12 protein-coding genes and 1 pseudogene are annotated in these 14,024 nt (G+C 70.2%); 5 read left to right on the top strand and 8 right to left on the bottom strand.

Features of this window, described 5'->3' with window-relative positions; translation table 11 throughout:
- The first annotated feature begins 302 nt into the window (after positions 1 to 302).
- A complete protein-coding gene (locus tag OG210_RS12745; protein ID WP_328329483.1) occupies positions 303 to 2,432 on the top strand; it encodes a glycoside hydrolase family 3 C-terminal domain-containing protein in 2,130 nt (709 codons plus the stop codon).
- Positions 2,433 to 2,459: 27 nt separating this feature from the next.
- Here the strand turns inward: OG210_RS12745 and OG210_RS12740 are convergent, their stop codons facing one another.
- A complete protein-coding gene (locus OG210_RS12740; protein WP_371536417.1) occupies positions 2,460 to 3,086 on the bottom strand; it encodes a TetR/AcrR family transcriptional regulator C-terminal domain-containing protein in 627 nt (208 codons plus the stop codon).
- A gap of 65 nt (positions 3,087 to 3,151) precedes the next feature.
- Here OG210_RS12740 and OG210_RS12735 point away from each other — a divergent pair, with 65 nt between their 5' ends.
- Positions 3,152 to 4,663 (top strand): FAD-dependent monooxygenase, encoded by a 1,512-nt coding sequence (locus tag OG210_RS12735; protein ID WP_371536413.1) that lies wholly within the window; start codon positions 3,152 to 3,154, stop codon positions 4,661 to 4,663.
- Between the two features lie 41 nt (positions 4,664 to 4,704).
- Here the strand turns inward: OG210_RS12735 and OG210_RS12730 are convergent.
- Together OG210_RS12730 and OG210_RS12725 are read right to left on the bottom strand one after the other, a co-directional pair.
- Positions 4,705 to 4,899 (bottom strand): annotated as a pseudogene (locus OG210_RS12730) (2Fe-2S iron-sulfur cluster-binding protein); the annotation flags it as partial.
- Between the two features lie 50 nt (positions 4,900 to 4,949).
- Entirely contained in the window at positions 4,950 to 5,777 is an 828-nt protein-coding gene (locus OG210_RS12725) for a GntR family transcriptional regulator (RefSeq protein WP_371536409.1), read from the bottom strand.
- Between the two features lie 253 nt (positions 5,778 to 6,030).
- On the opposite strand from OG210_RS12725, the gene OG210_RS12720 reads away from it, so the two are divergent.
- Both OG210_RS12720 and OG210_RS12715 read left to right on the top strand, forming a co-directional pair.
- Positions 6,031 to 7,353 carry an MFS transporter gene (locus tag OG210_RS12720; RefSeq protein ID WP_328329491.1) on the top strand — a complete coding sequence of 441 codons (1,323 nt, stop codon included), beginning with the start codon at positions 6,031 to 6,033 and terminating at the stop codon, positions 7,351 to 7,353.
- Positions 7,354 to 7,530: 177 nt separating this feature from the next.
- On the top strand, positions 7,531 to 8,484 hold the full coding sequence (locus OG210_RS12715; protein ID WP_328329493.1) for a nucleoside hydrolase: 954 nt from the start codon (positions 7,531 to 7,533) through the stop codon (positions 8,482 to 8,484).
- A 162-nt stretch (positions 8,485 to 8,646) separates the two neighbouring features.
- On the opposite strand, the gene OG210_RS12710 is transcribed toward OG210_RS12715, so the two are convergent.
- Both OG210_RS12710 and OG210_RS12705 read right to left on the bottom strand, forming a co-directional pair.
- On the bottom strand, positions 8,647 to 9,201 hold the full coding sequence (locus OG210_RS12710; protein ID WP_328329496.1) for a hypothetical protein: 555 nt from the start codon (positions 9,199 to 9,201) through the stop codon (positions 8,647 to 8,649).
- A gap of 118 nt (positions 9,202 to 9,319) precedes the next feature.
- Positions 9,320 to 9,769, bottom strand: a complete 450-nt coding sequence (locus tag OG210_RS12705; RefSeq protein ID WP_328329498.1) for a DoxX family protein — start codon at positions 9,767 to 9,769, stop codon at positions 9,320 to 9,322.
- A 209-nt stretch (positions 9,770 to 9,978) separates the two neighbouring features.
- On the opposite strand from OG210_RS12705, the gene OG210_RS12700 reads away from it, so the two are divergent.
- Positions 9,979 to 11,205, top strand: coding sequence for an amidohydrolase family protein (locus OG210_RS12700; RefSeq protein ID WP_328329500.1), 1,227 nt, complete (start codon positions 9,979 to 9,981; stop codon positions 11,203 to 11,205).
- 117 nt (positions 11,206 to 11,322) lie between these two features.
- On the opposite strand, the gene OG210_RS12695 is transcribed toward OG210_RS12700, so the two are convergent.
- The 3 genes from OG210_RS12695 to OG210_RS12685 all read right to left on the bottom strand — a co-directional run bounded on the left by OG210_RS12695 (position 11,323) and on the right by OG210_RS12685 (position 13,956).
- Entirely contained in the window at positions 11,323 to 12,219 is an 897-nt protein-coding gene (locus OG210_RS12695; protein WP_371540268.1) for an FkbM family methyltransferase, read from the bottom strand.
- Positions 12,220 to 12,396: 177 nt separating this feature from the next.
- Entirely contained in the window at positions 12,397 to 13,164 is a 768-nt protein-coding gene (locus tag OG210_RS12690) for a glycosyltransferase family 2 protein (RefSeq protein WP_328329504.1), read from the bottom strand.
- Positions 13,165 to 13,167: 3 nt separating this feature from the next.
- Positions 13,168 to 13,956, bottom strand: coding sequence for a GntR family transcriptional regulator (locus OG210_RS12685; RefSeq protein ID WP_371536403.1), 789 nt, complete (start codon positions 13,954 to 13,956; stop codon positions 13,168 to 13,170).
- Between the last annotated feature and the right edge of the window lie 68 nt (positions 13,957 to 14,024).

The raw sequence follows: 14,024 nt of genomic DNA, 5'->3' as shown, positions 1-14,024 counted from the left end.
TGCCCCGGACGGCCGTCCTTTCGGTCCCTCCGGGGCACGCTGCTGTCCCCTGGCTGCGGTCCGCTCCCGCTACCGGCTCACGACTGGCTCACCTCGGCCGAGAACCAGGCTGTTGGGGGGCGAAGCGCGTGTGAACCATTGACGATTCAGGCGATCTCTGTGCCCATGTACATGACATGTTCTGCATGGCGACGTCTTTCTCATGTCACCCGTGCGCGCGTGCACCCGTGCGTCCGCGTCCGTGCACTCGTTCACCCATGACATGCCATACGCGCATCCATGACAGCGACTCGGGAGGGCACATGAACGTCAACCGGAGATCGGTACTGAAGCTGGCCGGAGCGGGCGCGGTGGCCGCAGGCGTCACCACGGTGGCCTCGGCCACCGGTGCCTCCGCGGCCGTACGGAGCGTCGCCCCCGGGGCGGTGCGTACGGTCCCGGCCGCGCGACCCGGCTCGTCCGAGGCCGCCACCAGGGCTGCCGGACTCCTCGCGAGGATGAGCCTGGACGAGAAGATCGCCCTGCTGCACGGCGAGGGCTGGTCCACCGGGGCCGTGGGGTACGCGGGCCGGGTTCTCGCCAACACCCGGCTGGACATTCCGGCCCTGTACCTCGGCGACGGACCGAACGGCGTGGGCAACGGCTCGACCGGCGTGACCCAGTGGCCCGACTGCAAGACCCTGGCGGCGACCTGGGACCCGGACACGGTGCGGACCTACGGTGCCGCCTACGGCGCCGAACAGGCGGCCAAGGGACACAACATCGCCCTGGCGCCCTGCATCAACATCCTGCGGGTCCCGTACTGGGGGCGGTCCTTCGAGACCTTCACCGAGGACCCCTTTCTCAACGCGGAGCTGGCCGCCCGGGTCGTCGAGGGCATCCAGACCAACCCGGTGATGGCCACCGTCAAACACTTCGCCGCCAACAACCAGGAGATCCTGCGCGGCTCGATCGACGTGGTGGTCTCCCAGCGGGCCCTGCACGAGATCTACTACCCGGGGTTCCGCGCCGCCGTCCAGCGGGGCGGCGCCGGTGCCGTGATGACCTCGTACAACAAGGTCAACGGCCACTGGTCGCACGAGAACCGCACCGCCGTGCAGGACACCCTGCGCGACGCGTGGGGCTTCGACGGCCTGGTGATGTCCGACTGGGGCGGCACCCACAGCACCGTGCTCACCGCGCGGGCGGGCTCCGACATGGAGATGCCGGGCTCCACCTACCTCGGCGGCAAGCTGAAGGACGCCGTCACCGCGGGCACGGTGAGCGCCGCCACCGTGGACACGATGGCGGTCCACGTACTCACCGCGATGTACCGGACCGGCCTCTTCGACCACCGGCTGCCGGACCCGGCGGCCGTGCTCTCCAAGGTGGTCAGCACCGACGCGCATCTCGCGCTCGCCCGCAGCATCAGCGTTCAGGGCAGCGTGCTGCTCAAGAACACACGGGTGCTGCCGTTCGCCCGCCCGGCCTCCGTCGCGGTCATCGGTGACGCGGCCGGCGCCGGAGCCCGTACGCACGGCGGCGGTTCGGGCAACGTCAAGGCCAACGGCACCGTCGTCACCCCGCTCGCCGGGATCAGGGCGAGGGCCGGGGACATCCCGGTGACGTACACCAAGGACCTCGCGGGGGCCGCCGACGCGGCGCGGGCGGCGGACGTGGCCGTCGTCGTGGCGGGCGACTACACCAGCGAAGGCGCGGACCGCACCACGCTCGCCCTGCCGGACGGCCAGGACGAGCTGATCGCGGCGGTGGTCGCGGCGAACCCCCGCACGGTCGTCGTCCTGAACACATCGGGCGCGGTCCTCATGCCGTGGCTCGACGGCGCCGGGGCCGTCATCGCCAACTGGTACGGCGGACAGGAGCAGGGCAGCGCCCTGGCCGCGATGCTGTTCGGCGACGCCGAGCCGGGCGGCCGCCTGCCGGAGACCTTCCCGGCCTCCGAGCAGCAGGGCCCGGCGAAGACGACCGTCCAGTACCCGGGCGACGGGGTGCAGGTCTACTACGACGAGGAACTCGCGGTCGGCTACCGCTGGTATCGGAGCTCCGGCGAGAAGCCGCTGTTCCCCTTCGGGCACGGCCTCTCGTACACCACGTTCCGGCTGTCGGACCTGCGGCTCGACCGGTACGGGGACGGCTACCGCGCCAGCGTCGGCATCCGCAACACCGGCCACCGCACCGGCAGCGAGGTCGTCCAGCTGTATCTGACGGCGCCCGCGGCGGCCGGAGAACCGTCCGGACAGCTGAAGGCGTTCGCGAAGGTCACCCTGAAACCGGGCGAGAGCCGGACGGTGCGACTCGCCCTGCCCCGTGAGGCGTTCGCGGTGTGGCTGACGGCCGACACCGGCTGGACGGTGGTGCCGGGGACCTACACCGTCGCGGTCGGCCGGTCGTCGGCCGACCTGCCGCTGGAGACGAAGGTGCGGATCGGCTGAGGCGGCAGCCGACAGCGTTCGCCGGTTCTACTCGGGCAGGCGGGCAAGGACCGCCTCCAGGCCGAAGGCGAAGCGGTCCTCGAAGGCGTCCTGCCGCATGTGCGCGGCGACCCGGTGCAGTGCTGGGTACGTGCCGGCGTCCACGGCCTGAGCCAGCCGGTCGTCGGACTGGCCGGGCGCGGCCTGTTCCTCCTGGACCAGCCCCAGGAGGAAGTAGATGACCGTCCACACCGTCCAGGCCGCCTGCTCCTCGCCCGCTCCCGCTTCCAGCAGGGCGTCGACGAGGCGGTCGGCGAAACGCAGGGTGTGCGGCTCGGCCGGGTAGGTCCCGGTCACCAGGGCTGCGCCGTCGCGGTGCGCGAGCAGCGCTCGCCGGTACCGGCGAGCCAGTTCCCGCGCCCGTTGACGGGGCGGGGAGGGCAGGCCCGCATAGCCGATTTCGCCGACGATTGCGTCGGCCATGAGCTCCAGCATTCGCGCCTTGGTCTTCACGTGCCACAGGACGGTGTTCATGCGCACACCCAGGCTGTCGGCCACCGCCCGGGTCGACAAGCCCTCCAGCCCCCGGTCCTCCAGCACCCGCAGCGCGGCATCGATCACGGCCGCGCGCGTGAGCCGGCCTGCGGCGTCTTCTCCGCCTTCATTCTTGGTCACTGACCTAGTTTACTGCGAAATACTTCTTGGTCACTGACCAAGGTGATGGGTGAAGGAGAAGAACCATGAACTACCAGGTAGTCGTCGCCGGAGCCGGGCCTGTGGGCCTGTGGCTGGCCGCCGAACTGCGCCGCTGCGGAATCACCGTCGCGGTCATCGAACCGCGCACCGAGCGCGACACCCGCTCCCGCGCCCTGACCGTGCACCCCCGCACCATCGAGACGTTCGCCTCCCGCGGAGTGCACCACCCCTTCATCACTGAGGGCATGCCGCTGCCCGGCGGGCACTTCGGCGTACTGGATTCCCGGCTGGACTTCCGCCGCCTGCCCAGCCCCTTCCCCTGCACGCTCGCCCTGCCGCAGGAGCGCACCGAGGCCCTGCTGGAGCGGCAGGCTCTTGAACTGGGGGCGACCATCCTGCGCGGTCACGAGGTCACCGGCCTGAGCGAGGGGCCCGACAGCGTCCGCGTGCAGATCCAGACCCCCAACGGTCCCTCCACCACGGAGGCGGCCTACCTGGTGGGCTGCGACGGCGTACGCAGCACCGTGCGCCACGCGGCCGGTATCGACTTCCCCGGCACTCCGTCCACCGTGCTCGGCTGGCTCGGCGACGTCGTCCTCGACGAGCCCCCGGCCCCCGGCCACAGCTGCTTCGGCCCGGCCGGCACCCTGATGGCTGCCCCGATGCCCGGCGGCCTCCACCGCCTCGTCGGCCTCGCCCCCCGCGACATCACCACCGCCTGGCCCGGCGACCTGACCCTGGAGGAACTGCGCGAGAACGCCATCACCGTGGCCGGGACCGACTTCGGCATGCGCGATCCTGTCTGGCTCTCCCGTTTCGGCAACGCCACCCGCCTGGCCGCCCAGTACCGGCACGGCCGCGTCTTCCTCGCCGGTGACGCCGCACACCAGCACTTCCCCGCCGGCGGAGTCGGCATGAACGTCGGTATCCAGGACGCCGCCAACCTCGCCTGGAAGCTCGCAGCCACCCTCAACGACTGGGCCCCCGACACCCTCCTGGACACCTACCACGCCGAACGCCACCCGGTCGGTGTCGACCTCACCGAGACCAGCCGCGCCCAAGTCGCCCTCATGACCGCCTTCACCCCAGAAGGACTCGCCCTGCGCAGCCTGCTCAGCCAACTGATCACCACCCTGCCCGAGCTCAACGACCGGCTCGCCGCACAGGTCAGTTCCCTCTCCGTCACCTACCCGCCGGCCGCGCCCGGCGCCCGGCAAGTGACCGGCGTCCAGCAACTGACCGGCGCCGAGCAGCTGACCGGCACCCGCGCCGACGACCTCGCCGTCGGCGACACCAGCCTGTTCGCCCTGCTGCGCGCCGACGGCTACCTGCTGCTCGACCTCACCAGCAGCGCGGACCGACCTCTCCACCACCTCGCCCGGCCCGGCCTGCGCGTGCACACCGGCACCCCGCACCTGCTCCCGGCCGGCTGGTCCGGCGTACGCGCCGCCCTCATTCGCCCCGACGGCCACGTCGCCTGGGCAAGCGCGGAGCACCACGACACCACGCTCGTCAATGACCTCGCCGCCGTCCTCGCCACCACCCACCGGAGGTGACCCGGGAGCGGAAAGACCAACCCGGCAGGATCGATGAACCACTACCGCGACGAGCGGTTGTCGTCCCGGTGCTCGGGTGTGCCGTCCAGGACGGTGACTTCACAACTGCCGCAGACGCCTTCGCGGCAACCGGAGGGGAGGGGGCGCCCGGCGTGGGCGAGGGCGTCGAGGAGCGACTCGTCGGCCGGTACGGCCACGGTGCCCCCGGAGCGGGCGCAGACCGCCTCGAACGCCGTGTCGCGCGGGACGGCCCACGCGGCTCCGCGAGTCGTACGCGGCGTACGTGTCAGGGGCGTACGGGCGCCGCGCCCGGCTGGGGCGGCTGGAGGATGGAGAGCGGGGCGCTGGTGGGGGCGACGAGGTACTTGGCCAGGTAGGCGGGCCTGCCGCCCAACTGTGCGGTCTGCGTGATGATGAGCAGCGGATCGGTGGGGCGCAGCCCCAGGAGCCTGCCGCGGGTGGCTCCGGCGATGCCGGCGGTGATCGTGCATTCACCGGGGCCGAAGACCGGGCCGAGCATGCCGATCATGGCGCCGAGCAGGGTGCGCGGGCTGTCGTGCAGCTCCTGCACCCGGTCGGCCACCACGGGGGAGAGCGCGCGGAGGTCCGAACCGCAGGCGATGTGTTCCTGGACCAGGGCCAGTTGCTCCGCACCACGGGTCAGCCGGGTCTCGCAGAACCAGGCGTTGCTGCCCTCTTCGAGCCCGAGGCCCTGCAGGACGAAGTCCGTGGTGCGCTGGAGGTTCATCTCCAGGCGCTCGGCGCGCACGGGCTGTTCGGGCGTGGTGAGCGTCTCCTCGAAGGGCTGCAACTGCTCCAGGCCCTGGCGCGGGAGGGTCTGGCTGACGAACCGCCCCACTCCGCGACGGGTGCGGATGAGCCCGTCCTCCTCCAGCAGCATGAGGGCCTCGCGCACCACCGTGCGGCTCACTCCCAGCCGGGTGCCGAGGTCGGCCTCCTTGGGCAGGGCCGAGCCCAGCGGGAAGACCTGGTCCCGGATGCCCTGCGCGAGACGTGAGTAGACGGCCACCCGCAGCGGCTGGCCCACGGAGACGGTCATGGGTTCGGCCAGGAACCCATCGACTGTGGGGCCGGTGGGGCCGGTGACAGTCACGGCGTACCTCGCTTCGCTACGGGCCGGTGATCCGGACCATCTAACCAGAAGGCCATCGACACTAGACGCATGTCGGACGGAGAGGTATAACATCTCACATCAGCCAAGAGTGTGACTCAATGTAACGATGAGGTTCCTTGTGAACACAGGCAGTCCGGGCGGCAGCTCAGGAATCAGAGACAGAAACCCGCTGGAACAGGGCGAAACACTGGGTGGAACGCCACTCCTCCAAGGGAGGAAGGCAGCCGCCCTGGTGGCGACGCTGTTGCTGAGCGTCATCGCCTACCAGTTGAACGCCAGCATGATCACCCCGGCGCTGCCGGAAATGGCGCGTCAGCTCCACGGAAGCGTGGACGGGATAGCCCAGGTCTCCTCGCTGTTCTTCCTGGCCGGAGCGATCACGGGCGTCGTCCTGAGCCGCCTCAGCGACTTCTGGGGACGCCGCCGGATTCTCATCGCGGTCCTGATCGTGACCGCCGTGGGCACGGTGCTCTGCATCGTCGCCCCGAACCTGCCGGTCCTGCTGACCGGCCGGGTACTGCAGGGCGCGTCGAGTGCCGCCTTCCAGATCGCGTACGTCGTCCTCAACGAGCGGCTCAGCAAGAAGGTCTTCGCCACCGCCCTCGGAGTGATCACCGCGATCAACGGCGGTGTCGGCGGTGTGGACGGGCTCCTCGGCGGCCGGCTCTCCGACGCCCTCGGCTACCGGTCGATCTTCGCCGTCATCCTGGTCATCGGCGTCGCCGCTTCGGTCTGTGTGGCGTTCGTGCTGCCCAAGGACGGGCAGCCGGTCAAGGGCCGGATGGACTGGTGGGGCGCGGCCACCTTGTCGATCGCGCTGTACTGCGTCACCTACCTCGTCTCGCACGGCTTCGCCGACGGATGGCACAGCACGAGCACCCTTGCCTATCTGGCAGGCACCGTCGTCTCGGCCGTCGCCTTCGGAATGGTCGAACGCCGCAGGGCCACCCCGCTGATCGCACTCAAGCACCTCAAGTCCCGCCAGGTGTGGCCGGTCATCGCGACGACCGTGATCTCGCTGTCCGGGATCTTCGCGGTCATCAACTTCACCGTTGTGGTCATCAGCCAGAACCCGAAGACCGGCTTCGGTATGACCGCCACCGAGTCGTCGCTGCTCTTCCTCACACCCGCGGCGCTGATCGGACTTGCCGCCGCTCCGATGGCCGGGCGGCTGGCCGACCGGCGGGGCTGGCTGATCACCCTCCGCGCCGGTCTCGTCCTGAGCATCGTGGCCCTGTGCGTCATCGCCTCGTACCCGCTGGAGAAGTGGACCGTCTTCGCGGCGGTCGCCTTCCTCGGCATCACGTACAACGGCCTCGTCCTGACCACGGTGAACGGCCTGGGCGTCCTGAACTCGCCCAAGGACGCGCCCGCCGCGCTGCCGGGCCTCAACAGCGCCGCCTTCGGGATCGGCGCGAGCACCGGCATCGGCATCGTCGCCCCGTACGCGGCCCGCGCCACGCACGCCGGCTACAGCACCGCCCTGTGGATCTCGGTGGGAATCACGGTTCTCGCCCTGGTGGCCAGCCTGTTCATCACCCGGCCGGCCGACTGACGGCCGGCGCCACCGTGCCGAACGCGGCCGGCGGACTGACGGCCACGGCCGCCCGTACCGAACCCGGTGGGCGGAGTGGCCTGAAAGCCGCCACCGCCACCCGCACCCGCACCCGGCCCCGCACCCGCCCCGATACCCTCCCCGGCAGTCACTGCCCCGACCGCGAAGGACCTCCCCATGACAGCCCAGCCGCTCTACTTCGACTGCGACACCGGCATCGACGACTCGATGGCGCTCGCCTACCTGCTGGCCTCGCCCGAGATAGAGATAGTCGGCATCGGCACCGTCAGTGGCAACGTCAACTCCACGCAGGCGGCCCGCAACACCCTGGCGCTCACCCAGCTCGCCGGGCGCGCCACCATCCCCGTCGCCGTCGGCGCGGCCGACCCCCAGGCCGGTACGTACGCGGGCTCGGTGCCCCACATCCACGGCCACAACGGCATCGGTGACATCACCGTGCCCGACTCGGTCCAGTCGGCCGTCGCGCAGGACGCCGCCGACATGATCATCGAGCTCGCCCGCGCCCACCGGGGAACGCTGCGGCTGCTCACCACCGGCCCGCTCACCAACGTGGCCGAGGCCCTCCGCCGGGAGCCCGAACTGCCCTCGCTGGTACAGGACATCACCATCATGGGCGGCGCCGCCCACCAGAGCGGAAACGTCACGCCGGTCGCCGAGGCGAACATCCACAACGACCCCGAGGCCGCCGCCGAAGTCCTCGCCGCGCCGTGGGACATCACGCTCGTACCGCTCGACGTCACCCTCGCCCACACCCTCGAGGAGAAGGACCGCCGGCGCCTGCTGGACTCGGGCCGCCCGCTGCCCGTCGCCCTGGGCGAGATGATGGACCTCTACTACGACTTCTACCTGGAGACGTTCGGCCGCCGCTGCTGCGCGGTGCACGACCCGCTGGCGGCGGCCATCGCCGTCGGAGGTGTGGTGCCGACGCTCGCGCCCAACGTCAACGTGGTGGTCGACGCGACCCAGGGCCCCGGCCGCGGCCAGACCGTCTGCGACCTGCGCGGCCAGTTCCTCGACTACCCGCCGCAGGAGGGCGCGCACTGCCGCGTGGTACTGGCGGCAGGCCCGGACTCGGCCGCGCACCTCATCGAGCGGCTCCTGACACTCTGACCCGCCGTCCGAGACCCGTCCGAGACCCGTCCGACGGTTCTGACGGCTCTCAGCGCTCTGATTGCCCTGCCCCCCCGCCGCCGGCCCTGTTCGGCGCCCGCTCCGGCGGCGAAGGCCGACCGGGCGGCGGGGGAGAGGGCGAGTGCGGGGAACCGGATGTCCTCAGGTGTCGGTTCGAGGAGGCGGCAGGAGGAGGTCGCGGTGCGGGTGCTGTTCGCCGGTCACGCTTCCGCTGACGCCGAGGTCCGCGCGCGCCGCCTCATGGAACGAGTTGATCGAGCGGAACACGGCCCGATGGTGGTCACGCCACTCCTCCAGCGTCCCCGTGACCTTCCCGTTGGCCTGCCAGTCGATCTTCAGCGAGGCCGAGTTGAGGTCATGTGCTGCTTCGATCACCTCATCGCCGCCGAGCAGCATGATCCGCTCGAAGGCCCGCCCGCGCAGGTGGACGGCCTCCTTCATCTCGGCCAGGATCTCGGCATCGGGCTGCTCGCGCTCGCGGAGGCCCTCCTTCGTCTCGTAGAGCTGGACCGCGAGGAAGATGCAGGCACGGACCCGGTCCACGTACCCGTCGTACGCATCGAGCTTCTTGTCGTCCCACCGCGTCATGAGCTGGTACTTCGTGCGGCTCCGCTCCATGAGGGAGTTGGTGACGTGTGTGGTCAGCGCACCTAACAGCACAGCGGCGATGGTGATGAACTGCGCGCCGGCACCCACGAATTACCCCCAGACGGTCCGCTCCTGAAGCAGCCTGGACGATCTTATGAGTGCGGGCAGGAGTGGGATAGGGGCATGGCCACTCCGGCCCGGCACCCTCCGCCACGCGTTCCGCCTCTCAGGTGAACAGCCCGATCGCTGCATCGAGTGACCAGGCCTGCCAGCACATGCCGAGCAGCCCGACGGCCGAGACCAGCGCCATCATCAGGTTCTGTCCCTGCTCCGACACGTCGTGGATCATCAGTACGAGGTAGATCAGGCTCAGAACCAGGCCGGCCACGAGGGCGACCGGCGTGAGGAGGCCGGCGATCAGTCCGAGGCCGAGGGCCAGTTCCGCGTAGGCGACGACGTATGCCATCGTGCGCGGTCGCGGCTTCACGACCACGTCGAAGCCCGACCGGACGAAGGCCCAGCGGTGCTTGTCCGCGATGCCGGCCGCCCACTGGATTCCGCCGCCGCCGAACCACGTCTTCTTGTCCTTGTGGCGCCAGCTCTCCAGCCACCAGAGGCCCAGCCCGATCCGGAGCACGGCGAACCACTCGGCTCCGCTGATCCACATCGTCTGCATCGGCCGCACTCCCTCGCTTAACTGATGGAGCGTCAGTTCAACGGATGCTCCCGGATCGCGCAAGGGCGCGCGAGGGGTCCGTTCCGGTCGGGTCCTTGTCGTCCATCGGTGTACGCCATACCCTCGATCTGATGGATCGTCAGATTCGAGTCGGTTAAACCGGCAGGCAGTTGGGGGTAAGTGGAGTGGTCAGCGAGACCAGCAAGCAAATGGACAGCAGTGAGCTTCCCCGGGTCATCAGCGTGGACGACCACGTGATCGAGCCCGCGCACCTCTTCGACACGTGGCTACCGAGCAAGTACCGGGACCGGGGACCGAAGCCGTTCACGGCCGGCATCGGAGAGCTGGAGTACGTCGGCGGGAAGTACAAGTTCACCACCGATCCGGCCGGGCAGATCACCGACTGGTGGGAGTACGAGGGCAGCATCTTCCCGTACAAGCGGATCATTGCCGCAGTCGGCTTCTCCCGGGACGAGATGACGCTCGACGGCATCACGCGCGAACAGATGCGCCGTGGCTGCTGGGACCCGAAGGCCCGCCTGGAGGACATGGAGCTGAACCATGTCGAGGCCTCGCTGTGCTTCCCGACCTTCCCGCGCTTCTGCGGGCAGACCTTCGCGGAGGCCAAGGACAAGGAGGTGGGCCTCGCCTGTGTCCGCGCCTACAACGACTGGATGGTTGAGGAGTGGTGCGGTGACAGCGGCGGCCGGCTGATCCCGCTGTGCCTCATCCCGCTGTGGGACATCGACCTCGCCGTCGCGGAGATCCGGCGCAACGCCGCACGTGGCGTGCGCGCGGTCACCTTCTCCGAGATCCCGACGTACCTCGGGCTCCCGTCCATCCACTCCGGCTACTGGGACCCGTTCTTCGCGGCCTGCGAGGAGACCGGAACCGTCGTCAACATGCACATCGGGTCGTCGTCGCAGATGCCTGCGGCGTCGCCCGACGCTCCTCCCGCCGTGCAGGCGTCGCTGAGCTTCAACAACGCCATGGCGTCGATGATGGACTTCCTGTTCTCGGGCGTCCTGGTGAAGTTCCCGCGCCTCAAACTCGCCTACAGCGAAGGCCAGATGGGGTGGATCCCGTACGCCCTGGAGCGCGCCGACGACGTATGGGAGGAGCACCGGGCCTGGGGCGGGGTCAAGGACCTGATCCCGGAGCCGCCCTCGTCGTACTACTACCGGCAGATCTTCTGCTGCTTCTTCCGGGACAAGCACGGGGTCGAGGCGATCGAGACGGTCGGCGTCAACAACGCGACCTTCGAGACGGACTACCCGCACGTCGACTCGACCTGGCCGAACACGAAGCAGGTGGCGGCGGACCACATGGCCGGGCTGTCCGACGAGGTGGCGTACAAGCTGCTGCGGGGCAACGCCATCCGGATGCTGGATCTTCCCTTCGACCGTGACCGTAAGCCGGGAGGGGGGATCGCGTAGGCGTCGGCCGCACCATCAAGCACCCGGGCTGGACGGCGCGGCGCACGCCGCCATCCCACCGCCGGTACGGCCCGCCCTCCCCCGCCGAGGGAAGGCCGAGGGAAGACCGTGCCGGCGTCAGTCCAGTACGTCGGCGTCGATACGGGAGAAGACCAGCTCCGTCTCCCCGGTGACCGGCCGATTCCACCGGCGCGGCGGCTCCGGGTGGCTCAGGGCTCGCGGGTAGCTCTCGGGCCGGTAGTCGGTCGGCAGGCGGTACGCGTGGAAGCCGCGGCTTCGCATGGTCTCCATCAACTCATCAATGGTGAAGCCGAGTTGGGCCATACGGTCCGGTGTGACCTCCACTGCGATCTCCACGTCCGGACGCATCCGGTCGAGCAACGGGGCCAGCCCGCGGACCACACCGCCCTCGGCGCCCTCGACGTCGATCTTGACGACACGGGCCCGGGCGATCTCGTCCGCCTTCAGGAGCTCCGCCAGCGGGTACGCCTTCGCTTCGAAGGTCGACTCGGCCGGACCGTCGTACGGCACGATCGAGTTGGCCCCCATGTTGGCCGAGCTGGCGAGCACGAACGTCAGCGTCTCCTGCCTGTCCGACACCGCGGCGTTCACCGCGCGTATGTTGCCGCAGTGGTTGAGTGCCGCGTGCTGCAGCACCCGCTGGTGGAACGCCGGTGACGCCTCGACGGTGACCACCCGGCCCTCCGGGCCCACCAGCCGCGATCCCAGCAACGCGAAGTAGCCGACATTCGCACCGACGTCTATCAAGACATCTCCGCCGGTCAGACGCCCCTCCAGCCACCGGGTCATATGTGGTTCCCACACGCCGGACAGCTGGACGAACCGCTGAATGAGATCACGCGAATCGCAGGCCATGAGCGCGCCGAAGCGGGTCGTGACCACGCGGCGGCGCGGGTGGTCGCGGAGGTACGGATTCAGGTAGTCGGCCATGAGACGCCCCTTGAGGAAGGAGCCAGGGGCGTTTCTCACGTATCCACGGCCCAACGTGGCCATGAGGTCCGATGCGCGAAGGCGGGCGGAAGGAGGCATGTCGTGACGGTATGAGGCGGACCGGTCCCCAGCAAGATCCCCTGGGCGTCCCGTCGTTCCCGTCGTTCCCATCGTTCCTGTCGAGCGCCGACGCTCAGCCCCGGAAGCCCCGGAAGCCCCGGAAGCCCCGGACGGACTCGGTCACTCCGAGTCCGGGTCGGCCGGGTAGCGCCACCGGAAGGAGCCCAGCGCCCGCGCCCGCGCCTCGACGATCGCCATGCGGGCGTCCCGCTCGCCGGTGTCGGTGTGCGCCGCCTGCCCGGTGGCCTGGCCCTCCCACTTGCGGTAGAGGAGCCCCACTTCGGACGAGAACCAGCCGCGCGCCACCGAGTTCAGGGCGAGCAGCAGGCCGGTGTCCTCGGAGGCCGGAAGCGCCATCCAGCCTCCGAGTGCAACCAGGAGATCGCGGCGGACGAAGAGCGTCGCCGGGTGGACCTGCGCACGGAAGTCGTGCGCCGCCCAGTAGTCGAGTACGGCCTCGCGGTCGACCGGCCCGTGGTCCGGGTCGCCGGGGAAGCCGGCGGTCGAACCGTCGGGGAGCAGATCGAGTACGCGCGAGGTCGCCCAGCCGATGGCCGGGTCGGCCTCCAGCGCCGCGAGGTCGCGGGCCAGCGCGCCCGGGGGAAGCTGATCGTCGGCATCGAGGACTTTCACGTACTCGCCGTCGGCGCGCGCCAGGGCGATGGTGCGCGCGACCCCGGGACCACCGCGGCGGCCCTGGCCGAACGAGATCCGCTTGTCGTCGGGGACGTGCGGAGCGACCTCGTCACTCGTGCCGTCCTCCTGGATCAGCCAGTGCCACTCCCAGCCCCCGGGAAGCTCCTGAGCGCAGAGAGAGGCGTACGCGTCCGCCAGGAACCGGGCAGAAGGGGCGTGTACGGCAGTGACGATGATGATGCGCCGGGTCACGGCTCACCACCTTTCCAAGTGAGTCGTGAAGAGCGTTTCCGTACGGTCACCGGGGAGCGTGACGTCCGACATCTCGGCGACGAGGCCTTCGGTGTCGACCAGCGTCTTGCGGAGCACCAGGACCGCTGTCCCGGGCGGCAGGTCCAGCTCCTCCGCCTCCTCGGCTGTCGGCGGACGGGCGCGCACGCGTTCCTCGACGCTGTCGATCTCGACGCCGATGGTGTGGAGCTGGTTCCACGTGCCGCCGGGCCAGGGTTCGTTGGTCTCGTCCAGGAGGTCGGGGTTGCTCTCGATCCGCTCGCGGACCAGGTAGGACGTGACCAGGGTGAGGGGGGCGCGCTCGGCGCTGTAGCGCGTCCGGTAGGTGCGCTCGACGAGCACCGTCCCCACGGCGACTCCCATGGCCGCCGCGATGTCCTCGTCCGCCGCGATCTCGCGATAGGCGGCGCGGAAGACCAGGTCGCCGACATCGAGTCCGGTGTCGTGCTCCGTCGCCCCGGTCTGTGCGCGCTTCTCGTGCGGCTGGCGTGCCCGGTCCTTCTCCCACTGGTGCCGGGCGTTCGTCCGCTGCACCGCCGTGCGGGCGCGGCGGACAAAGTTGCCGCGGCCGTGCACCTTCTCGATCAGCCCCTCGGCCTGGAGGAGACGCAGGGCGTCCCGGACGGTCGGCACGCTCCGCCCGGACTGCTCCGCGAGCCGTGTCTCCGCGGGCAGTTGGTCGCCGGGCTTGAGACGGCCCGTACGGATGGACTGCCGGAGCTCGTCCGCGATCCGCTCGTACGCCTTCGCCACTGGTGTCCACCGCTCCTCTGGTCCACCGCTTCCCCGGTCCGACGCCCTCACCCTACGACTCATCAAGA

Origin of the sequence: Streptomyces sp. NBC_00466 (assembly GCF_041433995.1) — a bacterium.
Lineage (GTDB): Bacteria > Actinomycetota > Actinomycetes > Streptomycetales > Streptomycetaceae > Streptomyces.
This window is presented reverse-complemented; position numbering and strand designations above follow the sequence as displayed.

Coding starts and splice junctions, on each gene's coding strand:
- OG210_RS12745 (WP_328329483.1), top strand. CDS start 303: ATGAACGTCAACCGGAGATCGGTACTGAAGCTGGCCGGAGCGGGCGCG.
- OG210_RS12735 (WP_371536413.1), top strand. CDS start 3,152: ATGAACTACCAGGTAGTCGTCGCCGGAGCCGGGCCTGTGGGCCTGTGG.
- OG210_RS12715 (WP_328329493.1), top strand. CDS start 7,531: ATGACAGCCCAGCCGCTCTACTTCGACTGCGACACCGGCATCGACGAC.
- OG210_RS12705 (WP_328329498.1), bottom strand. CDS start 9,769: ATGCAGACGATGTGGATCAGCGGAGCCGAGTGGTTCGCCGTGCTCCGG.
- OG210_RS12700 (WP_328329500.1), top strand. CDS start 9,979: ATGGACAGCAGTGAGCTTCCCCGGGTCATCAGCGTGGACGACCACGTG.
- OG210_RS12695 (WP_371540268.1), bottom strand. CDS start 12,219: ATGGCCACGTTGGGCCGTGGATACGTGAGAAACGCCCCTGGCTCCTTC.